The sequence below is a fragment of the Microbacterium sp. genome, assembly GCF_035277845.1.
Classification (GTDB): Bacteria; Actinomycetota; Actinomycetes; order Actinomycetales; family Microbacteriaceae; genus Microbacterium.
The window spans coordinates 1-21,895 of record NZ_DATEJS010000234.1; the positions used below are offsets into that span (position 1 = coordinate 1).

Annotated in this window: 22 protein-coding genes and 1 pseudogene; 19 read left to right on the top strand and 4 right to left on the bottom strand. The window is 70.4% G+C overall.

Going from position 1 to position 21,895, the window contains the following annotated elements:
* Positions 1-254: pseudogene (locus VJR25_RS10165) on the bottom strand (hypothetical protein); the annotation flags it as partial.
* Positions 255-490: 236 nt separating this feature from the next.
* Between VJR25_RS10165 and VJR25_RS10170 the strand changes: the two are divergent.
* The 3 genes from VJR25_RS10170 (at position 491) to VJR25_RS10180 (ending at position 4,720) form a co-directional block, all read left to right on the top strand.
* Positions 491-2,740: a polyribonucleotide nucleotidyltransferase gene (locus VJR25_RS10170; protein WP_324114857.1), complete on the top strand. Its 2,250-nt coding sequence runs from the start codon at positions 491-493 to the stop codon at positions 2,738-2,740.
* 243 nt (positions 2,741-2,983) lie between these two features.
* On the top strand, positions 2,984-4,045 hold the full coding sequence (locus tag VJR25_RS10175; protein WP_324114858.1) for an aldo/keto reductase: 1,062 nt from the start codon (positions 2,984-2,986) through the stop codon (positions 4,043-4,045).
* A gap of 72 nt (positions 4,046-4,117) precedes the next feature.
* On the top strand, positions 4,118-4,720 hold the full coding sequence (locus VJR25_RS10180) for a histidine phosphatase family protein (protein WP_324114859.1): 603 nt from the start codon (positions 4,118-4,120) through the stop codon (positions 4,718-4,720).
* A gap of 7 nt (positions 4,721-4,727) precedes the next feature.
* On the opposite strand, the gene VJR25_RS10185 is transcribed toward VJR25_RS10180, so the two are convergent.
* Positions 4,728-5,201 carry a GNAT family N-acetyltransferase gene (locus VJR25_RS10185; protein WP_324114860.1) on the bottom strand — a complete coding sequence of 158 codons (474 nt, stop codon included), beginning with the start codon at positions 5,199-5,201 and terminating at the stop codon, positions 4,728-4,730.
* Between the two features lie 50 nt (positions 5,202-5,251).
* Here VJR25_RS10185 and dapB point away from each other — a divergent pair, with 50 nt between their 5' ends.
* Complete coding sequence (gene dapB / locus VJR25_RS10190) at positions 5,252-6,001, top strand: 4-hydroxy-tetrahydrodipicolinate reductase (RefSeq protein WP_324114861.1); 750 nt, start codon at positions 5,252-5,254, stop codon at positions 5,999-6,001.
* Complete coding sequence (locus VJR25_RS10195) at positions 5,998-6,447, top strand: hypothetical protein (protein ID WP_324114862.1); 450 nt, start codon at positions 5,998-6,000, stop codon at positions 6,445-6,447. Before dapB ends, VJR25_RS10195 begins: the two co-directional genes overlap by 4 nt.
* 54 nt (positions 6,448-6,501) lie before the next feature.
* Here the strand turns inward: VJR25_RS10195 and VJR25_RS10200 are convergent, their stop codons facing one another.
* Both VJR25_RS10200 and VJR25_RS10205 read right to left on the bottom strand, forming a co-directional pair.
* Positions 6,502-6,927 (bottom strand): OsmC family peroxiredoxin, encoded by a 426-nt coding sequence (locus tag VJR25_RS10200; RefSeq protein WP_324114863.1) that lies wholly within the window; start codon positions 6,925-6,927, stop codon positions 6,502-6,504.
* Positions 6,928-7,030: 103 nt separating this feature from the next.
* The gene (locus VJR25_RS10205) at positions 7,031-7,501 is read right to left on the bottom strand and encodes a thioredoxin family protein (RefSeq protein ID WP_324114864.1); all 471 of its coding nucleotides are present in this window, start codon (positions 7,499-7,501) and stop codon (positions 7,031-7,033) included.
* 123 nt (positions 7,502-7,624) lie between these two features.
* Here VJR25_RS10205 and VJR25_RS10210 point away from each other — a divergent pair, with 123 nt between their 5' ends.
* The 14 genes from VJR25_RS10210 (at position 7,625) to miaB (ending at position 21,879) form a co-directional block, all read left to right on the top strand.
* Positions 7,625-8,437, top strand: a complete 813-nt coding sequence (locus tag VJR25_RS10210; protein WP_324114865.1) for a thymidylate synthase — start codon at positions 7,625-7,627, stop codon at positions 8,435-8,437.
* Entirely contained in the window at positions 8,434-8,934 is a 501-nt protein-coding gene (locus VJR25_RS10215) for a dihydrofolate reductase (RefSeq protein ID WP_324114866.1), read from the top strand. Before VJR25_RS10210 ends, VJR25_RS10215 begins: the two co-directional genes overlap by 4 nt.
* Positions 8,934-9,695, top strand: coding sequence for an SDR family NAD(P)-dependent oxidoreductase (locus tag VJR25_RS10220; protein WP_324114867.1), 762 nt, complete (start codon positions 8,934-8,936; stop codon positions 9,693-9,695). The genes VJR25_RS10215 and VJR25_RS10220 overlap by 1 nt, the downstream gene beginning before the upstream one ends.
* A 29-nt stretch (positions 9,696-9,724) precedes the next feature.
* The gene (gene dapA, locus VJR25_RS10225) at positions 9,725-10,702 is read left to right on the top strand and encodes a 4-hydroxy-tetrahydrodipicolinate synthase (RefSeq protein ID WP_324114868.1); all 978 of its coding nucleotides are present in this window, start codon (positions 9,725-9,727) and stop codon (positions 10,700-10,702) included.
* 47 nt (positions 10,703-10,749) lie between these two features.
* Positions 10,750-12,423: a ribonuclease J gene (locus VJR25_RS10230; RefSeq protein ID WP_324114869.1), complete on the top strand. Its 1,674-nt coding sequence runs from the start codon at positions 10,750-10,752 to the stop codon at positions 12,421-12,423.
* Between the two features lie 58 nt (positions 12,424-12,481).
* A complete protein-coding gene (locus VJR25_RS10235) occupies positions 12,482-15,196 on the top strand; it encodes an FtsK/SpoIIIE family DNA translocase (protein ID WP_324114870.1) in 2,715 nt (904 codons plus the stop codon).
* Between the two features lies 1 nt (position 15,197).
* Entirely contained in the window at positions 15,198-15,767 is a 570-nt protein-coding gene (gene pgsA / locus VJR25_RS10240; protein ID WP_324114871.1) for a CDP-diacylglycerol--glycerol-3-phosphate 3-phosphatidyltransferase, read from the top strand.
* Positions 15,764-16,270, top strand: coding sequence for a CinA family protein (locus VJR25_RS10245; protein ID WP_324114872.1), 507 nt, complete (start codon positions 15,764-15,766; stop codon positions 16,268-16,270). The genes pgsA and VJR25_RS10245 overlap by 4 nt, the downstream gene beginning before the upstream one ends.
* A 148-nt stretch (positions 16,271-16,418) precedes the next feature.
* Positions 16,419-16,727 (top strand): helix-turn-helix transcriptional regulator, encoded by a 309-nt coding sequence (locus VJR25_RS10250; protein WP_324114873.1) that lies wholly within the window; start codon positions 16,419-16,421, stop codon positions 16,725-16,727.
* A 4-nt stretch (positions 16,728-16,731) separates the two neighbouring features.
* Entirely contained in the window at positions 16,732-16,959 is a 228-nt protein-coding gene (locus VJR25_RS10255) for a DUF3046 domain-containing protein (protein WP_324114874.1), read from the top strand.
* A 289-nt stretch (positions 16,960-17,248) separates the two neighbouring features.
* A complete protein-coding gene (recA, locus tag VJR25_RS10260; RefSeq protein ID WP_324114875.1) occupies positions 17,249-18,301 on the top strand; it encodes a recombinase RecA in 1,053 nt (350 codons plus the stop codon).
* A gap of 13 nt (positions 18,302-18,314) precedes the next feature.
* Positions 18,315-19,064 (top strand): regulatory protein RecX, encoded by a 750-nt coding sequence (locus VJR25_RS10265; protein ID WP_324114876.1) that lies wholly within the window; start codon positions 18,315-18,317, stop codon positions 19,062-19,064.
* 210 nt (positions 19,065-19,274) lie between these two features.
* On the top strand, positions 19,275-20,318 hold the full coding sequence (locus VJR25_RS10270; RefSeq protein ID WP_324114877.1) for an HAAS signaling domain-containing protein: 1,044 nt from the start codon (positions 19,275-19,277) through the stop codon (positions 20,316-20,318).
* 7 nt (positions 20,319-20,325) lie between these two features.
* Positions 20,326-21,879 (top strand): tRNA (N6-isopentenyl adenosine(37)-C2)-methylthiotransferase MiaB, encoded by a 1,554-nt coding sequence (miaB, locus tag VJR25_RS10275; RefSeq protein ID WP_324114878.1) that lies wholly within the window; start codon positions 20,326-20,328, stop codon positions 21,877-21,879.
* Positions 21,880-21,895: the final 16 nt, after the last annotated feature.

The following is a 21,895-nucleotide window of genomic DNA, read 5'->3' on the forward strand; positions in this document are numbered from 1 at the left end:
AACGCGGCCGCGGATGCCGCGGCCGACGCCTGCTGCGCGCGATCGAGCGCCGCTTTGACCAGGCGCACCTCCGCGTCGGTCGCCGCGACGCTGTGCCGGGCGTGCTGGACGTCGGACCATGTCGGGTATCCGGGGGCGGACGGCGCCGGGCCGTCGGCTGCGACGGCTGCGGGTACGACCCAGCCCACCAGGGCGATGGCGACCGCGCTGATGCCGATGTGACGAATGAGGCGTGCGTTGCGCATGAGGCGCATGCGCTCAAGGGTAGGACGATCCGCCCGCTTTGTCGATCATCCGCGCCCCGGCTCCGGCTGCGGTCAGGAAGCCGCTGATAGGGTGGACGCGACCGCAGTGCGTCATGCTCGCGCAGGTGCGTGGACTCTCGGATGCCCGCGGTCTCTGGCATGCTCGCCCGTCATACGGACGGTGCGAGCCTAAATCAGGCCCTCCCCAGGTAGGGGAAGGTCCAAAGAGGAAAGAGAGGGACCTCTTGGAAGGTCCGGAAATCACCGCTGCTGAAGCCGTCCTCGACAACGGACGCTTCGGCACCCGCACCGTCCGGTTCGAGACCGGACGCCTCGCCCAGCAGGCGCAGGGCGCAGTCGCCGCCTATCTCGACGGCGAAACCATGCTGCTGTCGGCCACCAGCGCCGGCAAGAGCCCCCGTGAAGGCTTCGACTTCTTCCCGCTGACCGTCGACGTCGAAGAGCGCTCGTACGCCGCCGGCAAGATCCCCGGCTCGTTCTTCCGCCGCGAAGGCCGCCCGTCGACGGAGGCGATCCTCGTCTGCCGTCTGATCGACCGCCCGCTGCGCCCGTCGTTCGTCGACGGCCTCCGCAACGAGGTGCAGATCGTCGTCACCGTGCTCTCGATCGCTCCGGGCGAGTTCTACGACGCCCTCGCGATCAACGCCGCGTCGGCATCCACCCAGATCTCCGGCCTGCCGTTCTCGGGCCCGATCGCCGGTGTCCGCCTGGCTCTCATCCCGGGACACGGCGACCACGCCGACCAGTGGGTCGCGTTCCCGAACGCGAAGCTGCTCGAGGACGCCGTCTTCGACCTGATGGTCGCCGGCCGCGTGCTGCCGGACGGCGAAGTCGCGATCATGATGGTCGAGGCCGAGGCCACCGAGAACAGCTGGAACCTCATCAAGGCCGGCGCCACGAAGCCCTCGGAAGAGGTCGTCGCGCAGGGTCTCGAGGCAGCGAAGCCCTTCATCAAGGAGCTCGTCGCCGCGCAGACCGCGATGGCGAACGTCGCGGCCAAGGAGATCCAGCCGTACCCGGTGTTCCCGCCCTACGCGCAGGAGACGTACGACTTCGTCGCCGGTCGCACCTACGACGAGCTCGTCGGCGTGTACCAGATCGCCGACAAGATCGAGCGCCAGAACGCCGACGACGCGGTCAAGGAGCGCGTCAAGGCCGAGGTGGCCGCCGCCGTCGAGGCCGGCGAGCTGCCGGCATCCGCGCTCGGCGAGGTGTCCGGCGCCTACAAGTCGGTGACCAAGAAGATCGTGCGCGGTCGCATCCTCGCCGAGGGTGTGCGCATCGACGGCCGCGGCCTGGCGGACATCCGTCCGCTGGACGCCGAGGTGCAGGTCATCCCGCGTGCCCACGGTTCGGCGATCTTCCAGCGCGGTGAGACCCAGATCCTGGGCGTCACCACGCTGAACATGCTCAAGATGGAGCAGCAGATCGACTCGCTGTCGCCGGTCACGCACAAGCGGTACATGCACCACTACAACTTCCCGCCGTATTCGACCGGTGAGACCGGCCGCGTCGGTTCGCCGAAGCGTCGCGAGATCGGGCACGGCTTCCTGGCCGAGCGCGCGCTCGTGCCGGTGCTGCCCAGCCGCGAGGAGTTCCCGTACGCGATCCGTCAGGTGTCCGAGGCGCTCGGCTCCAACGGCTCGACGTCGATGGGCTCGGTGTGCGCGTCGACCCTGTCGCTGCTGAACGCGGGTGTGCCGCTGCGCGCCCCCGTCGCCGGCATCGCGATGGGCCTCGTCTCGGACGAGGTCGACGGCCAGACCCGCTACGCCGCGCTGACCGACATCCTGGGAGCCGAGGACGCCCTCGGCGACATGGACTTCAAGGTCGCCGGCACGAGCGAGTTCGTCACCGCGATCCAGCTCGACACCAAGCTCGACGGCATCCCGTCGTCGGTGCTGTCGGCCGCCCTGAAGCAGGCGCACGAAGCCCGCATCACGATCCTCAACGTGCTGACGAGCGCGATCGACTCGCCGGACGAGATGGCGCCGACCGCGCCGCGCGTCATCAGCGTGCAGATCCCGGTCGACAAGATCGGCGAACTGATCGGCCCCAAGGGCAAGACGATCAACGCGATCCAGGACGAGACCGGCGCCGACATCTCCATCGAGGAGGACGGCACCGTCTACATCGGCGCCGTCGACGGCCCGTCGGCCGAGGCCGCGCGCGCCCAGGTGAACGCGATCGCCAACCCGCACAACCCCGAGGTGGGCGAGCAGTTCCTCGGCACCGTCGTGAAGATCGCCGCGTTCGGCGCCTTCGTGTCGCTGCTGCCGGGCAAGGACGGCCTGCTGCACATCTCCGAGGTGCGCAAGCTCACCGGCGGCAAGCGGGTCGAGAACGTCGACGACGTGCTCTCGGTCGGCCAGAAGCTGCTGGTGCGCATCGGCAAGGTCGACGACCGCGGCAAGCTGTCGCTCGAGCCGGTGACCGAAGAGCCCGCCGAGGTCGAGGTCGCCGTCGCGGAGTGATCCTCCCGCAGGTCGAAGAGGATGCCCGTCCCCGTCCGGGGGCGGGCATCCGTCGTCTGCGGCCGGTATCAGGAGTGGCGGGAGCGGGCTCCTCAGGAGTGTGACGGAAAAGTTACGGAATTGTTCGCCGGAACGCCGCGTTCCGGCGCGGTTTCCCAGGTGCCGTCGCATAGCCTCGTTATCAAGCGCTGGGGGGCGCCGGTGGCGGCAACTCAGGCAAACCGGATGCTCGCGGGGGTGACCATGTCGAACTTGAATGTCGGTCAGCAGACGTCGTCATCACCCGTGCCCGCGACCCGCCGCAGTGCCCGTGAAGCCGCGACGCATGCCCTGCCCACGCACCCGTCCGCCCCGATCCCGGTGCAGGGCCCCGCAGTCGGAAGCGGCATCCGCGTCCCGCTCGGCGAGACCGGATTCGACATCTTCCCGCTGATCCTCGGCGGTCGTGCGTTCGGCGGACCGGTCGCGCAGCACGGCGCCGACCAGACCATGGACGCCTACGTCTCGCGCGGAGGCAACGCGGTCTACGTCGCCGACAGCTGGAACGGCGGTCGCAGCGAGCAGGCGGTCGGACAGTGGCTGAGCACGCGCGGACTGCGTGACGACATCGTGCTGGCCGCCCGCGTCGGCGGTCACCCCGACAACCGCGGGCTCGGCCCGGTCAACCTCGTGCGCTCCGTCGAGGCCTCCCTCACACGGCTCGGCACCGATCGCATCGACGTGCTCTACCTCGACGGCACCGGCGAACCCGTCCCCGTCGACGACACCCTCGCGACGGCGGAGTGGCTCATCGGGTCGGGCAAGGTGCGCGCGCTCGCCGCGTACCGGTTCAGCGCGGAGCAGCTGGTCGAAGCGCGCATCCTCGCCTCTGCGGGATACCCCCGGTTCACGGTGCTCGACGCCCCGTACAGCGTCCTGCGCCGCTCGGGCCTCGACGGCGATCTGCGCCTCGTCGCCGGCGCCCAGGGCATCGCCGTGACGGCGTCCCACCCCGTGGAGCGCTCCCTGATCGCCGCAGACGCCCCGTCCGCCGCCCAGCTCGTCGCCCGGGCCGTGCGTCCGTCGCAGTGGTCGCAGTCGCCGCAGCGGCGCGCTGTGCGCCTGCAGCGCGCGCTCACGTCGGTCGGTGCGGCCCTGGGCGTCTCGGGGAGCGCCGTCGCGGTCGCGTGGCTGCTCGCGCAGCGGATCATCGTGGCCCCGATCGTCGACGCCGCGGGCCCCCAGCAGCTCGATGAGGTCGTGCAGGGCGTCGGCGTGCATCTCAGCCGCGCTCAGCTGGCCGAGATCGCCCGCGCAGCCGAGTGACGTCGACTCTGACGTAGGGTGGTTGACCGTGTGCCCGCATCCGGCGGGCATCGGCACCGGGAGGAATCGCACATGACGCACTACATCTACCTCGTGCGTCACGGTGAGCATCAGGATGCCGAGCACGGCCTCGCCGACGGCCATCTGTCCGCGCGGGGACGCCGCCAGGCGGAGCTGCTGGCCGATCGCCTTTCCGGCGTGCCGCTGGACGCCGTATGGCATTCTCCGCTCGAGCGCGCCGCGCAGACGGCCCACGCCGTCGCCGAGCGGCTGCCGTCGATCGAGCCGCAGGCGAGCGCCCTGCTGTTCGACTGCGTGCCCACCGGCATGACGCCCGAGACCCCCGCGGCGTTCGAGTCGTTCTTCGGCTCGGTCACCGAGGCCGAGATCGAGGCGGGCGCCGCGCAGATGGCGGATGCCACGAGCGAGTTCCTGGTGCGCAAGCCCGGTGACGTGCACGAGCTGCTGATCACGCACAACTTCGTCATCGGCTGGTTCGTCCGCGAAGTGCTCGGCGCACCGGCCTGGCGCTGGATGACCCTGAACCAGGCGCACTGCGGGCTGACGATCATCGCGCAGCGTCAGGGGCGGCCCTGGAGCCTGGTCACACACAACGACCTGGCCCACCTGCCCTTCGAGCTGCGCACCGGCCTGCCCGAGGTCCCCCCGGTCTGACCTCGCCTCACCCGAGGCTCTTCGCGTACCAGCGCGTCGCGTTGGGGTTGTCGTTGTAGCGCTCCACCGCGGTGTAGCCGCTCGAGAGGTAGAGGCCGGCCGCGGCCTCGAGCGAGTGGTGCGTGTCGAGCACCAGCTCGGCGGCATCCCACCCCCGGGCATGGGACTCGAGCGCGTCCAGCAGCATCCGGCCCCAGCCCCGGCCGCGTCCCGTCTCGCGGACGTACAGGTGCTTCACCTCGTACCGGATCCCGGCGGGACCGTCCGGCAGGCGCCGGATGCCTCCGCATCCGCTCGGCACGTCGCCGTCGTCGAGCACCAGGAAGATGCCCGCCGGCGGCTCGAACGCGGCGGCATCCGGGAAGCGGATCGCGTACTCCACGCCCTGATGGGCGAAGCCGATCTCGCGGGAGTGGAAGTACTCCTCGAGCAGGGCGTGCGCGTCGGGGGCATCGACGGGGGAGGGGCGCAGGGATGCCATCCGCCCACTGTACGACCGGGCGGCGACGGAGGCCCGGATAGGCTGGAACCATGACGACGCGTGTGGCAGTGGTGGGGGCTTCCGGGAAGCTCGGGGGGATCATCTGCGACGTCGTACGCGGCGCCGACGGGTTCGAGCTCGCCGCGCAGCTGGGTTCCCGCGACGACCTGTCCGCGATCGGTGACGCCGACCTCGTGATCGACGCCACGACCCCCGCCGTCTCCGGCGAGGTGGTGCGGGCGGCGATCTCGCAGCGCGTCCCCGTCGTCGTCGGCACCTCCGGCTGGTCGGCCGAGCGGATCGCCGCGATCCGCCCCCTCGCCGACGCCGCCGAGACCGGCGTCCTGTTCGTCCCCAACTTCTCGCTGGGCTCCGTGCTGGGCTCGGCGCTCGCCGCGGCCGCCGCGCGCTTCTTCGACTCGGTGGAGATCATCGAGGCGCACCGCGACACCAAGATCGACTCGCCGAGCGGTACGGCGGTGCGCACCGCCGAGCTCATCGCGGCCGCCCGCACCGAGCAGGGACCGGTCGACGCCCCGTTCGCCGACCAGCGCGCCCGCGGGCAGCAGGTCGCGAGCGTCCCGGTGCACTCGCTGCGTCGTCCCGGGGTGATCGCCAAGCAGGAGGTCATCCTCTCCGGCGCGGGGGAGTCGCTGTCGATCGTTCACGACACGGTCGAGCCGGCCGAGGCGTACGCGCCCGGCATCCGGCTCGCCCTGCAGCATGCGCTCTCGGTGCAGGGCGTCGTCGTCGGACTCGACAGCGTCATCGACATCGGGATCGGGGCGCCGCGCCCATGAGCACCCGGATCGGCGTCGCGATCATGTCCGTCGCGCTCGTGCTGTACCTGATCATCTCGCTGAACTGGGCGTTCGCTCTGCTGCGCACCGGCACCGGTGTGGCGATCGCGATGGGCGTCGCGTTGCTGATCCTGCCGGTCGTCGCAGGCTGGGCGCTCGGCCGCGAGCTCTGGTTCGGCTTCCGCGCCGAGAAGATCGGACGTCGCCTCGAGGCGGAGGGCGGGCTTCCCGCCGACGAGGTCGAGGTGCGCGAGAGTGGCCGCGTGATTCGCGCCGATGCCGAAGCCGTCTTCCCGCACTACCGGGACGACGTGCAGGCGCACCCGGACGACTGGCGCGCGTGGTACCGGCTCGGCCTGGCCTACGACGCCGCCGGAGACCGCCGCCGCGCGCGCGACGCGGTGCGCACGGCCATCAAGCTAGAGCGCGTCGCGCGCGCATCCTGACACGAGAAGAGGCCGTGCCCCGCAGGGCACGGCCTCGTCGTCGAGCGGGGAAGCTCAGGCCAGCGTCGCCTCGATGGTGATCTCGATGCCCGCGAGCGCCGCCGAGACGGGGCATCCCGCCTTGGCCTCCTCGGCGAGGCGGTTGAAGTCCTCGGCCGACAGGCCCGCGATCTCGGCGTTGACGTTCAGGTGGCTGCCGGTGATGCCGGTGCCGGGGATGAAGGTGACGGATGCGGTCGTCTCGAGCTTCTGCGGCGGGGTGCCGTTCTCGGCCAGCGCGTTCGAGAACGCCATGTTGTAGCACGAGGCGTGCGCGGCCGCGATGAGCTCCTCGGGGGTGGTGACCGACGTCGAACCCTCGCTGCGAGCCTTCCAGTTGATGGGGAACGGTCCCTGGTTCGAGCTCTCGAGGGCGAACTCGCCCGAGCCCTCGACGAGGCTGCCACTCCAGGTGGCGGTGGCTTCGCTGGTGACACTCATGGATTCCTCCGGGTGGGTGTGGAGCGGCGCCCGGATGCAGGCGCGCGGGTCTGGTGCGACGCGGATGCGCCGAGGCCAGCCTAACGTCAGGACGTCCGAGCAGTTACTCGGCGAGCGACGGCGCGGCGAGGGACGGCGCGGCGAGCGACTGCGCCGCGACGCGGCTGACCTCCAGCTCGACGACGCGGCGCCCCGGGATGCCGCCGAACCGGGTCTGCACGACGCCGTGGCGGTCGAGCACCAGGGTGGTCGGCGTCTGGAGCACCCGGAAGTGCCGGGCGATGTCGGGCCGGTGCGTCAGGTCGACGTCGAGATGGACGACGCCGGACCGGCTGCGCGCGACCTCCGCGAGCGTGCGGTGCACACCGGGGCAGCGGGCGCACGTGCGGGTGCTGAACTGCAGCAGCGTCGCCTGCTCGCCGAGCGCGTCGGCTCCGAGCCGACGAGGCTCGACGACCTCGTCGCCGAGGGGCGGCGGGGCGGTGCGGTTCCGGTACCAGGTGACGGCGATCCCGCCGATCACGGCGGCGAGAACGAGCGCGGCAAGCAGCATGCACGCGACGAACAGACCCATGACAGAACAGAATAACGCTATACGAGTGACATATTCATCAGATTCTTCCTCCGAGCACCGCCGGAGCCGATTCGATGCACTGAGCGAGCGCAGCGAGCCGAAGTGTCCGACCCGGTCGGTATCGTGGTTTCCGTGAGCACCCCGACCCCGTACGAAGACCTGCTGCGCGACGTCCTGGCCCATGGCACGCACAAGAGCGACCGCACCGGCACGGGGACGACGAGCCTGTTCGGCCGTCAGATCCGCTTCGATCTGAGCGAGGGGTTCCCGCTCGTGACGACCAAGCGCGTGCACTTCAAGTCCATCGCGTACGAGCTGCTGTGGTTCCTGCGCGGCGAGTCCAACGTCGGCTGGCTGCGCGAGAACGGGGTCACGATCTGGGACGAGTGGGCGGATGCCGCGGGCGAGCTCGGCCCGGTCTACGGCGTGCAGTGGCGCTCCTGGCCCACCGCCGGCGGCGGGCACATCGACCAGATCAGCGACGTCATCGCGCAGATCAGGCAGAACCCGGACTCGCGGCGCCTCATCGTGTCGGCGTGGAACCCGGCCGACATCCCGGACATGGCGCTCGCGCCCTGCCACGCCCTGTTCCAGTTCTACGTGGCCGACGGCCGGCTTTCCTGCCAGCTGTACCAACGCAGCGCCGACCTGTTCCTCGGGGTGCCGTTCAACATCGCGTCGTACGCACTGCTGACGATGATGATCGCCCAGCAGACCGGTCTCGAGCCGGGGGAGTTCGTCTGGACGGGCGGCGACTGCCACATCTACGACAACCACCGCGAGCAGGTCGCCGAGCAGCTCACGCGCGACCCCTATCCGGCGCCCACGCTGCGCTTCGCGCGCACGCCCGGCTCGATCTTCGACTACACGTACGAGGACTTCGTCGTGGAGGGCTATCAGCACCATCCCGCGATCCGCGCCGCCGTCGCCGTATGACAGGCATCGGACTCATCTGGGCGCAGGCGCACGGGGGCGTCATCGGCGCGCAGGGCGGGATGCCGTGGCATGTGCCCGAAGATCTCGCGCACTTCAAGGAGCTCACGCTCGGCGCGCCCGTGGTGATGGGACGGCGCACGTGGGAGTCGTTCCCGGAGCGCTACCGCCCGCTTCCCGGCCGCCGCAACATCGTGGTGACCTCGCACGACGGCCTCGGCGACGGAGCGGAGATCGTGCGCAGCCTCGACGAGGGCCTGGCGCGCGCCGCGACCGGTGCACCGGACTGGATCTGGGTGATCGGCGGCGGGCAGATCTTCCGCGCCGCGATCGCCCGCGCCGACCGGCTCGAGGTCACCGAGCTCGACGTCGAGGTCGACGGCGACACGACGGCGCCCGACATGGACGGCTGGGCCGTGGTGTCCGAGGAGCCACCGGCAGACGGGTGGATGACCTCGCGCACCGGCATCCGCTACCGGTTCCTGCGGCTGGGACGCTGATGCCCACCGCGCTCGTGACCGGTGCCGGTTCGGGGATCGGCGCGGAGTTCGCCCGGCAGCTCGCCGAACGCGGCTGCGACCTGGTGCTCGTCGCGCGCGGCCGTGAGGCCCTCGATGCACTCGCCGTACGACTGGGGGCCCACGGCGTCGCGGTCGAGGTGCTCCCCGCCGACCTGCTCGACGACGACGCCCGCGCGGGGGTGGAGGCGCGGCTTGCCGACGAGTCGCATCCGATCGACGTGCTCGTCAACAACGCCGGCTTCGGGCTGTCGCTGGCGTTCGAGCGCAACGACATCGCCGACGAGGTGCGCCACCTGCGCCTCCACGACGAGGCGTCCATGCGTCTCATGCACGCCGCGCTCGGTCCGATGCTCGCCCGCGGACGGGGACGCATCGTCAACGTGGCGTCGATCGCCGCGTTCATGCCGCGATCGACATACGGTGCGGTGAAGGCCTGGCTCGTGCAGTTCAGCCGGTGGGCAAACGTCCGGTACGCCCCGCGGGGCGTCACCGTCACGGCGGTCTGCCCGGGTTTCGTGCACACGGACTTCCACGCGCGGCTCGGCCTGCGGCCCGGCCAGGAGGGCATCCCCGGGTGGATGTGGCTCGACGCGCGGACGGTCGTCCGGGAGGGGCTGCGGGATGCCGCCCGCGGACGCTCGATCTCGGTGCCGTCGCTGCGCTACAAGGTGATCCGGCGGCTGCTGCCGCTCGCCCCCGACCGTCTCACCGCCCGTCTCGGGGAGCGCGGCCGCAACTGACCCTGGGCGGAGCCGATAACCTGGAGAGCATGACACACTCGGGCAATCCCTTCGGACAGGTGCTGGTCGCGCTCGTCACGCCGATGACGGCCGACGGCGAAGTGGACTGGCCCGCCGTCGAGAAGCACATCGACGATGTCATCACCGCGGGTTGCGACGGCGTCGTGGTCACGGGGACGACCGGTGAGACCTCGACCCTGACCGATGCCGAGAAGCTCCGCCTCGTCGAGGTGGGCAAGTCCGTCGCGGGCAGCCGGGCCAAGATCATCACGGGCGGCGGCTCGAACGAGACCGCGCACGCGATCGAGCTGTACAAGGCCAGCGAGAAGGCCGGCGCCGACGGCATCATGATCGTCACCCCGTACTACAACAAGCCGACCCAGGCGGGCATCCTCACCCACTTCCGCCTCGTCGCGGACGCGACCGACCTGCCCGTCATCCTGTACGACATCCCCGGCCGCACGGGTGTGCCGATCAAGTACGAGACCATCCTGCGCCTGGCCAAGCACCCGAACATCCTCGCCGTGAAGGATGCCAAGGGCGACTTCAGCGAGGTCAGCCGCGTGCTGAACCAGACCGACCTGATGTACTTCTCCGGCGACGACTCGAACGTGCTGCCGCACCTGGCGATCGGCGCCACCGGGCTCATCGGCGTCACCGCGAACATCGCGGCCGCGCCGTACCGCACCATCGTGGACGCTGTGAACCGCGGCGACCTCAAGACCGCGACCGCCGAGCACAAGCGCCTCGAGCCGCTCGTGCGGGCCGCCATGACCCACGTCCCCGGCACCGTCGCGGTGAAGTACATCCTGCACGGCCTCGGGCGCATCTCGAGCCCGCGCGTGCGGCTGCCCCTGGTCGGCCCGGAGGAGTGGGAGGCCGCGATGATCGAAGACGAGCTCGCTCTCGTCAAGGACGTTCCGGGTGCCGACTTCTCCGACTTCCGCCCCGACCGCAACGCGGCCGCCGGCGGCGCTCTGCCGAAGGTGCACGGCACGACCCGCTGAACCCCGGCACCCACAGCCCGAGCGGACACGACTCGATAGGAAGCGCGATGACCAACCCCTCTGATCCGCCCGCACTCCCGCCGGGCACCCTGCGGGTCATCCCGCTCGGCGGCCTCGGCGAGGTCGGTCGCAACATGACCGTGTTCGAGTACGAGGGCAAGCTGCTCATCGTCGACTGCGGCGTGCTCTTCCCCGAGGAGCACCACCCGGGCGTCGACCTGATCCTGCCCGACTTCGAACCGATCCGCGGGCGGCTGCACGACATCGTCGGCGTCGTGCTCACCCACGGGCACGAGGACCACATCGGCGCGGTGCCGTACCTGCTGAAGCTCAACCGCGACATCCCGCTCATCGGCTCCGGCCTGACGCTCGCGCTCGTCGAGGCGAAGCTCAAGGAGCACCGCATCAAGCCCTACACGCTGACGGTGCGCGAGGGTCAGCGCGAGCAGATCGGCCCGTTCGACCTCGAATTCGTCGCCGTCAACCATTCCATCCCGGACGCCCTCGCCGTCGCGATCCGCACCCCCGCCGGCACGGCGCTCGCCACCGGCGACTTCAAGATGGACCAGCTGCCGCTCGACGGCCGCATCACGGACCTCCGCTCGTTCGCCCGGCTCGGGGAGGAGGGCGTCGACCTCTTCCTCGTCGACTCGACCAACGCGGACGTCCCGGGATTCACCCCGACCGAGCGTTCCATCGGCCCCGTGCTCGACCAGGTGATCGGCAGGGCGCCGCGCCGCGTCGTCGTGGCGAGCTTCTCCAGTCACGTGCACCGTGTGCAGCAGGTGCTGGATGCCGCCGCCGCCCACGGCCGACGCGTGGCGTTCCTCGGCCGCAGCATGGTGCGCAACATGACGATCGCCGAAGACCTGGGCTACCTCAAGGTGCCCGACGGCGTGCTGATCGACTACAAGAAGGCCAAGGACCTGCCCGACGACCGCATCGTCTACATGTCCACCGGCTCGCAGGGCGAGCCCATGGCGGTGCTGTCGCGGATGGCGAACCTCGACCACGCGATCGAGCCCGGTCCGGGCGACACCGTGATCCTGGCCTCGAGCCTCATCCCGGGCAACGAGAACGCGGTCTACCGCGTCATCGACGGCCTCACCAAGCTCGGCGCCACAGTGGTGCACAAGGGCAATGCCAAGGTGCACGTCTCCGGTCACGCCGCGGCCGGGGAGCTGCTGTACTGCTACAACATCCTCCGTCCGCGCAACGTCCTGCCGGTGCACGGCGAGTACCGGCATCTGATGGCCAACGCCAAACTCGCGCAGGACACCGGCATCGCGCCGGAGCGCACCATCATCGCTGAGAACGGCACCGTGGTGGACCTCCGCGACGGCGTCGCATCGGTGGTCGGTCAGCTCGACCTCGGCTTCGTGTACGTCGACGGGGCGAGCGTGGGTGAGATCACCGACGCCGACCTCAAGGACCGCCGCATCCTCGGCGAGGAGGGCTTCATCTCGGTGATCGTCGTCGTGGACGCCTCCACGGGCAAGGTCATCTCCGGCCCGGAGATCCATGCCCGGGGTGTCGCGGAGGACGATTCCGTGTTCGACGAGGTGGTGCCGAAGATCATGGGCGCCCTGGCGGAGGCCGCGGGCAACGGCGTGCGCGACAACCACGCGCTCTCGCAGGTGGTGCGCCGCACGATCGGCCGCTGGGTCGCCCAGAAGCTGCGGCGCCGACCGATGATCGTGCCGCTGGTCATCGAGGCCTGAACCGCCGGGAGCCCGCGTCGATCCGGCGATTGTCGGGGGTTCGTCGTACCGTGGAGTAATGGCCAAGAGCACCGGCTCGACCACGCGTGGTCGCACGCCTGCGAAGCCCGCCTCAGCGGGCTCGTCTTCGCGCGCCCGCAAACCCGCCCCCACACCGAAGCGCTACGTGGGTGAGCCCGAGAAGCCGCCGGTCGCGCAGCGCGCCTGGATGGGGCTTGCGCACGGCGTCGGCGGGCTCTTCCGCGCGTTCGGGCCCGAAACGCTCGAAAAGGAGCAGCGCCGCGACGGCCTGCCGTTCCTCCTCGTGCTGCTGGCCGTCGCCGGAGCCGTCGTCGAGTGGTTCCTGATCGGCACCGATGCGTCGATGTACATCAGCGCGTATTCGGTCGGCGGGCTCGTCGGCCGTGTCGCGTTCGTGATGCCGGTGATCCTCGTCACTCTCGCCGGCTGGCTGTTCCGGCATCCGGCGTCGGTGCACGACAACGGCCGGATCGGCATCGGCTTCCTCATCTTCATCGTCTCGCTGGCCGGGTTCTGCCACGTCGGCGGCGGCCGGCCCGCGCCGAGCGAAGGGCTGCCGGCGCTCAGCGCCGCGGGGGGCCTTTTCGGCTGGATGCTCGGCGAGCCGCTCGCGATGCTGCTGACCCGGATCGGCGCGGACGTCGTGCTCGGTGTGCTCACCGCACTCAGCATCCTGATCCTCACCAAGACGCCGCCGAACCGCATCGGCCGCCGGCTCGGCGACCTGTACGCGTGGATGTTCGGCGCGGAGCGGCGCGAGCCGGCCGAGTCCGCGGCGACCGGTCCGACGGTGGCCTTCAGCCCCGACGAGCCGTCCGACGCCGCCGACCCCGCGCTGCCGTGGTGGCGACGCAACAAGTCGGGTCGCGAGAAGGATGCCGACCACGACGTCGACTCGCAGGCGCTCACCGAACTGCTCACCCCCGGTCAGTCGCAGGGCGGCTTCGACCAGGTGATCGCCCCGATCGCCGAGTCCGGCACCGACGACCTCTCCGACGTCGTGACCCCGGCCGTGCTCGCCGGTGCCCAGAAGGCGGCGTCCGCGGCGCGCACCGGGCTGAAGGACGACAGCCTCACCGAGATCATCGACGACGGCACGCTGCCGGGGCTGTCCGGCATCGGCGGCGCGAGCGAGGGGATGCCCCCGAGCGCGCCCTACCGGCTCCCGTCGGCGCAGACCCTGGCCGCGGGCAGCCCGCACAAGGCGCGCTCCGAGGCGAACGACGCCGTGGTCGCCGCGATCACGAGTGTGCTCGACCAGTTCCAGGTCAATGCGAAGGTCACCGGCTTCTCGCGCGGCCCGACGGTCACGCAGTACGAGATCGAGCTCGGCCCGGGCGTCAAGGTCGAGCGCATCACCGCGCTCACCAACAACATCGCCTACGCGGTCGCCTCCAACGAGGTGCGCATCCTGGCTCCGATCCCCGGCAAGAGCGCGATCGGCGTCGAGATCCCCAACAGCGACCGCGAGATCGTCACGCTCGGCGACATCCTCCGCTCGAGCGCCGCGCAGAGCTCGACGCATCCGATGACGATCGGTGTGGGCAAGGACGTGGGCGGCGGGTACGTCGTCGCGAACCTCGCCAAGATGCCGCACCTGCTCGTCGCCGGATCCACCGGCTCGGGCAAGTCGAGCTTCGTGAACTCGATGATCACGAGCCTCCTGATGCGCGCGAAGCCGTCCGAGGTGCGCATGGTGCTCATCGACCCGAAGCGCGTCGAACTGACGTCGTACACCGGCGTCCCGCACCTCATCACGCCCATCATCACGAACCCCAAGAAGGCGGCTGAGGCGCTGCAGTGGGTCGTCAAGGAGATGGACATGCGGTACGACGACCTCGCGTCGTTCGGGTTCCGCCACATCGACGACTTCAACAAGGCCGTCATCGGCGGCGAGATCCAGCTGCCGGTCGGCAGCGAGCGGGTGCTCAAGCCGTACCCGTATCTGCTCGTGGTGGTCGACGAGCTGGCCGACCTCATGATGGTCGCGCCGCGCGACGTCGAGGACTCGATCGTGCGCATCACGCAGCTCGCCCGCGCCTCCGGCATCCACCTGGTGCTGGCCACGCAGCGTCCCTCCGTCGACGTCGTCACGGGTCTCATCAAGGCGAACGTGCCCTCGCGACTCGCGTTCGCGGTGACCAGCGTCACCGACTCGCGCGTCATCCTCGACCAGCCCGGCGCCGACCGCCTCATCGGGCAGGGCGACGGCCTGTTCCTGCCCATGGGCTCGTCCAAGGCCCTGCGTGTGCAGGGCGCCTGGGTGAGCGAGGCGGAGATCGAGAAGGTCGTCAAGCACGTGACCGGCCAGGCGCGGCCGGACTACCGCGCCGATGTGCAGGCCGTGGTCGAGAAGAAGGAGGTCGACGCAGACATCGGCGACGACCTCGAGCTGCTGCTGGCCGCCGCCGAGCAGATCGTCTCGACGCAGTTCGGCTCGACGTCCATGCTGCAGCGCAAGCTGCGCGTCGGGTTCGCGAAGGCGGGCCGCCTCATGGATCTGCTGGAATCCCGCGAGATCGTCGGGCCGTCCGAGGGGTCGAAGGCGCGGGACGTGCTGGTCACCCCGGAGCAGCTGCCCGAGGTGCTCGCCCGGCTGCGCGGCGAGGACGTCCCCGCTGCCACCGCCGCCCCGGCTGCCGCCGACGACGACCGGTACGGCGAGGATGCCATCGAGAAGCAGTACGAGGGCCTCCCGGTCGACGACCAGGACGGCGACGAGGATGCCTGGGGCCTGACGGGGCGCGACTGACATGGCTGTTCCCCGGCAGCTGCCGAACGCGATCACGATCGTCCGGATCGTCTGTGCGCCGGTCTTCCTGTGGATGCTCCTCGCCGATGCCGGTCACGACGGGGCGCTGCGGTGGTGGGCGGCCGTGCTGTTCGTGCTCGCCATCGCCACCGACGGCATCGACGGCTGGCTCGCCCGCAGGTACGAGCTCGTCACCGACCTCGGCAAGATCCTCGACCCCATCGCCGACAAGGTGATCACGGGCTGCGCCTTCGTCGGCCTGTCGATCCTCGGCGAGCTGGACTGGTGGATCACGATCGTGGTGCTCGTGCGCGAGGTCGGCATCACCGTGTACCGGTTCCTGGTGATCAGCGACCATGTGCTCGCCGCAGCCTGGATGGGCAAACTCAAGACCGTGGCACAGGCTGTCGCGCTGACCCTTGCACTGGCGCCCCTGTGGACGCTCGTCGGCGACTGGGTCTTCTGGGTCAACGGCGTCACGATGACGATCGCCGTCGTCCTCACCATCGCGAGCGGCGTCGACTACGTCGTCAGCGAGGTGCGCGGCCGCCGCGGCAAGGCGGCCACGTGATCGCTCCCGATGTGCACCGGGAGGCCGAGGCGCTGCTGTCCGCTCTCGGGGCACGCGGCTGGACGGTCGCCGTGGCGGAGTCGCTCACCGGCGGCCTCGTCGTGGCATCCCTCGTCTCCATCGCGGGCGCGTCGGCGTTCGTGCGCGGGGGAGTGGTCGCCTACGCCACGGAGCTGAAGCAGTCCCTGCTCGGCGTGGACGCCGCCCTGCTCGCCGCGCACGGGGCGGTGCACCCCGAGGTCGCCCGGCAGATGGCGGTCGGGGTGCGGCGGGCCGCGGCGATCGACGGGAGGGATGCCGATCTGGGGATCGCGACGACCGGCATCGCCGGACCGGACTCGCCCGACGGGCAGCCGGTCGGCACCGTGCACGTGGGCATCGCGTGGCCGGGAGACGACCTCGTGGTCTCGCTCCGGCTGAGCGGCGACCGCGACGAGATCCGGGCGGCTTCCGTGCGGCACGCGCTGCGTGCGGCGAACGATTGTCTGGCGCGCCCGGAATAGTGGACCTTTCGCGGCGGTTTCACACCATGAAGGTCCGCGAGTAGGAAGCATCACGGGTTACGGTGAGCATGACGTCAGGTAGACTGACCAGCCAATCGAGATCAGGACGCGCGCCGCGTCCGACGCGAGCAGAGTGAAGGGGGCTCCGATGGTTCTGGTACGACAGGAGATCGGTGACGTTCTGCGCGATCTCCGACTGCAGAAGGGGCGCACCCTTCGACAGGTCGCCGGCAAGGCGTCGGTGGCGCTGGGGTACCTCAGCGAGGTGGAGCGCGGGCAGAAAGAGGCGTCGAGCGAGATCTTGGCGTCCGTCGCCGACGCGCTCGACACACCCGTGTCGGTGATCATGCACGAGGTCGGCGACCGGATGGCGGTCATCGAGGGTCTGCAGATGGTCCCGGACGTCGTCCCCGACGACCTGGTGGCGTCGGTGGGCCCCGAGTTGTCGCTGCGCTGACACGGTGCGCCGGAGCGAGTTCGATCGCGCCGTCGAACGGGAGTTCGGCGCGCGTTCGGCGACCCTGGTGAGCGACCTCGGCCTGCCGGGCGTGGGCGGACGCACCGCGCGGGAGGCACTCGCGGAAGGCATAGCCCCCCGGGATGTCTGGATGGCGCTGTGCGTCGAGATGGATGTGCCCGTCTCGCACCGGCACGGCGCCGGCCGGCGGGAGCCGCACGCGCGACGCTGACGCGAACCGTGCGGAATCCGTCCTCGCCATCCGGCGTGTCGTCGAAGATGCGTTCGAGGACTGCGTAGTCTGTCCACAACGGTGGTGGTTCACGTGACTGTCCACAGTTCGAGGCGGCATCGCACCCTGCGAGGGGTCGATGTCGGAACCCCCTCGTACTGTGTGCGGTGGTGAACGACACCGACGCCTTGTCGCAGCATCCTGCCCGGTGAATCCGGTCGGAGCGCGACAGCCTACAGGCGGCAGCACAGAGCCCGGAGACATCCGGAACGCATCCTCAGGAGGAGCAATGCCCACTCAGGCAGACCGCGAGAAGGCCCTGGAATCGGCCCTCGCCCAGATCGACCGTCAGTTCGGAAAGGGCTCGGTGATGCGTCTCGGCAGCGACGAGCGCGCTCCCGTCGAAGTCATCCCGACCGGTTCGATCGCGCTGGATGTCGCACTCGGCGTGGGCGGGCTCCCGCGCGGCCGCATCATCGAGATCTACGGTCCGGAGTCGTCGGGTAAGACCACGCTGACCCTGCACGCCATCGCGAACGTGCAGCGTGCCGGCGGCATCGCCGCGTTCATCGACGCCGAGCACGCGCTCGACCCCGAGTACGCCAAGAAGCTCGGCGTCGACATCGACCAGCTCCTCGTCTCGCAGCCCGACACCGGTGAGCAGGCGCTCGAGATCGCCGACATGCTGATCCGCTCCGGCGCCATCGACCTCGTCGTCATCGACTCCGTGGCGGCCCTCGTGCCGCGCGCCGAGATCGAGGGCGAGATGGGCGACTCGCACGTCGGTCTGCAGGCCCGCCTCATGTCGCAGGCGCTGCGCAAGCTCACCGGTGGCCTCAACCAGACCAAGACCACCGCGATCTTCATCAACCAGCTGCGCGAGAAGATCGGCGTGTTCTTCGGCTCGCCCGAGACCACCGCGGGCGGCAAGGCGCTCAAGTTCTATGCCTCCGTGCGCCTCGACATCCGTCGTATCGAGACCCTGAAGGACGGCGCCGACGCGGTCGGAAACCGCACCCGCGTCAAGGTCGTCAAGAACAAGATGGCTCCGCCGTTCAAGCAGGCCGAGTTCGACATCCTCTACGGCATCGGCATCTCCCGCGAAGGCAGCCTCATCGACTTCGGCGTCGAGCACGGCATCGTGAAGAAGTCCGGATCCTGGTACACCTACGAGGGCGACCAGCTCGGGCAGGGCAAGGAGAACGCGCGCAACTTCCTGATCGCCAACGCGGACATCGCGGCCGACATCGAGCAGAAGATCAAGGTCAAGCTCGGCATCGGGGTGCCGCGTGCCGCGGTCGAGGCTCCGGACGACGAACTGGCGCAGAAGCGCACGGCGTGAGCGCGGACGCATCGTGAACGAGTGGAGCGGGGGCGAAGACTCCGAGCGCGACGACATCGCTCCCGTCATCCCGCTGTTCGCCGAGCGGATGCCCCGGCCCTCCGCCGCGGCATCCGCCCAGGCGATCGCGCCGAACCATCCGGCGTTCGCGGACGTCGACCAGACGGGGCGTCCGCCGCAGCGACGCAGCACGGTGCGGTTCGTCGAACTCGACCAGGAGCCGGTGCCCGCGGAGTCGATGCCCACGGAGGCGGTCTCGGCGGAGCCCGATCCGCAGGGGCACCTCGAATTCGCGGAGAAGGCGCTGCTGCGCAAGCTCCGCACGAGGTCGCTCTCGATCCGCGAGGCCCGTGGCGTGCTGGTCGGGTTCGACCTCGCCGGCGACGACATCGACGACATGGTCGGGCGATTCGAGGCGAGCGGCTATCTCGACGACGCTGCCCTCGCGGAGCAGCTCGTGCACGCCGGATCCACCCGCAAGGGCCAGGGGCGCCAGGCGATCGCCCAGACGATGTCGGGGCGGGGCATCCCGCGCGACATCGCCGATGCCGCCCTGGCCGACCTTCCCGACGACGATCTGGAGCGCGCGCTCGACTACGCACGGTCCAAGGCGGCCGCGATGGCCCGCCTCGACCCGCAGGCGGCGCTGCGCCGGCTGGTCGGACAGCTCACCCGGCGCGGCTACCCGTCGCACATCGCGATGACGGCGGCCCGTCAGGCGCTCGACGAGCAGACCCGCCCGCGCGGTCCGTACTTCGCCTGACCTCGCTCCGGCTCCGTCCTGCCCCGTGCGGTCCGAGCCGTGCGCGTGGGGACGTCCGCCTGCCGAAGCGGCGGCGGGGCATATGGCACAGTGGTGGGCACGCGACGAATCCAGACTGCGCCCCCACGGACGCCCGATGCGCAGGCTGCAGATGTTCACCTGGGCATGGCACGAGATCGAGACCGAGACCGAAGTGAGGGGAGCGAAGCCATGAACACGACGGAGCAGGGAAGTCCCGTGGAGACCACCGTGGCCGAGGAGCGCTACGTGTGGGAGCTGACCTCGGCGCTGTCGGGGATGCCGGCGGCCCGCCGGTCCGCGATCGTGGGCGACGTGCGGGCGCACATCGCGGCCGCCACCGCCGACGGCCACCCCGTCGGCTCCGTCCTCGCGACACTCGGCTCTCCCGCGGACGTCGCCGACGACGCCGGGGCGCACGCCGGATTCGAACCGGCGGGCGCACGCAGGATGTACGGCTTCGACGTCGCCATGCTGGTCGTGTGCCTCGTGGCGCAGGTGTCGTCACTGCCGGCGATGATCCGGTATCTGACCACCGTCCCGGGTGGACAGGGGGCGCTCGTCACGCTCCTCCCGGTGGTCGGGGCGGCGCTGGTCGCCTTCTCGCCGCTGCGGCGACGGGCGCTGATGCGCTTCATCGTCGTGATCGCGGCGACCGCGATCGAACTCGCCGCCGTCATCCTGGCCTCCCTCGACCTCGTGCAGGATCCGGTCGCGCAGGGGATCGTGCAGCTGCCGTTCGTCCAGCCGGCCATCGACCTGGCGTCCTACCTGGGCGTGGGGCTCGGCGTGCTGATCCTGATGGGGTGGACCGGGGTCGGGCTCAACGCATGGATGCACCGCCCGCGCGGACGCATGCCCGGTTTGCTGATCCGGCTGATCGCCGGCGTCGCGCTCGTCATCTGGGCGCTCACCGGCCTCGTCAGCGTCAGCGGGACGATCATCCAGAACCTGGGCGCTTCGTCTTCGATCCCCGCCCAGGACATCTGGAGCCTCCTGAGCTTCGCGGTCCTCACCGTTCTCGTGATCGGGTTCTTCACCGGGCGCCGGCCCTGGTACCTGTTCCTGGCGCTCTACGGGCTCGTGCTCATGATCATCGCCACGACCTCCAACGCCCAGTTCGCGGACCTGCAGGCCTCGTTCGCCGCGGTGTACGTGACGTTCGGCATGGCCGGGTGGACGGCCCTGTCGCCGCGGCTCGTGCGCGCCCACTCACAGGCGGCGAACGTAGAATGACCGGATCATGACTTCCCCCTCTTCGACACCGACGATCATCGCGCCGTCGGCCGCGGCGACGGCGCCCGACGGCCATGCGCGCACCTACGAGGTCCGCACCTTCGGGTGCCAGATGAACGTGCACGACTCGGAGCGGCTGTCCGGCTCGCTCGAGAGCGCCGGCTACGTCCGCGCCGAGGCCGGCTCCGAAGCCGACGTCGTCGTCATCAACACGTGCGCGGTGCGCGACAACGCCGCCGGCAAGCTCTACGGCACGCTCGGCCACCTGAAGTCCCGCAAAGACCAGCACGCCGGCATGCAGATCGCCGTCGGCGGATGCCTCGCCCAGATGGACAAGGACACCGTGCTCGACAAGGCGCCCTGGGTGGACGTCGTGTTCGGCACGCACAACATGGGATCGCTGCCGAGCCTGCTCGAGCGCGCCCGCCACAACGGCGAGGCCGAACTGGAGATCCTCGAGGCGCTCGAGGTGTTCCCCTCGACCCTGCCCACCAAGCGCGACAGCGTGTACAGCGGGTGGGTGTCGATCTCCGTCGGCTGCAACAACACCTGCACGTTCTGCATCGTCCCGAGCCTGCGCGGCAAGGAGAAGGACCGCAGGCCCGGCGACATCCTGAGCGAGATCAAGCTGCTCGTCGATGACGGCGCCATCGAGGTCACCCTGCTCGGTCAGAACGTCAACTCCTACGGCGTCGAGTTCGGCGACCGCGAGGCCTTCGGCAAGCTGCTGCGCGCCGCCGGCGAGATCGAGGGCTTGGAGCGCATCCGCTTCACGAGCCCGCACCCGGCCGCCTTCACCGACGACGTCATCGACGCCATGGCCGAGACCGGCGCCGTCATGCCGCAGCTGCACATGCCGTTGCAGTCCGGCAGCGATCGCATCCTCAAGGCGATGCGCCGGTCGTACCGCAGCGAACGGTTCCTCGGCATCCTCGACCGCGTGCGCGCGAAGATCCCGAACGCCGCGATCACGACCGACATCATCGTGGGCTTCCCCGGCGAGACCGACGAGGACTTCGAAGACACGCTGCGGGTGGTCGAGCAGGCGCGCTTCTCCGCCGCCTTCACGTTCCAGTACTCGATCCGCGAGGGCACCCCCGCCGCGACGATGGCCGACCAGGTGCCGAAGCACGTCGTCCAGGACCGCTACGACCGCCTCGTCGCGCTGCAGGAGCGCATCTCGCTCGAGGAGAACCGGAAGCAGCTCGGCCGCGAGCTGCAGGTGCTCGTCTCGACCGGCGAGGGCAAGAAGGATGCCACCACGCACCGCCTCACCGGCCGCGCCGAGGACAACCGCCTCGTGCACTTCGAAGTGCCGGCCGGCTCCGACCTGCCGCGGCCCGGCGACGTCGTCTCGGTCATCGTGACGCACGCGGCGCCGTTCCATCTGCTCGCCGACGCGCAGGGCGACGCGCCGCTGCGGATCCGCCGCACCCGCGCCGGCGACGCGTGGGACCGCAGCCAGGCGGAGTCGTGCGGCATCCCGGCACAGGTCGGCGTCGCCGAGGGCGCGCCGCGCGCGGTGTCGCTCGGCCTGCCGACCCTCCGCGTCGGAGTGTGAGCCTGCCTCGGTCGTC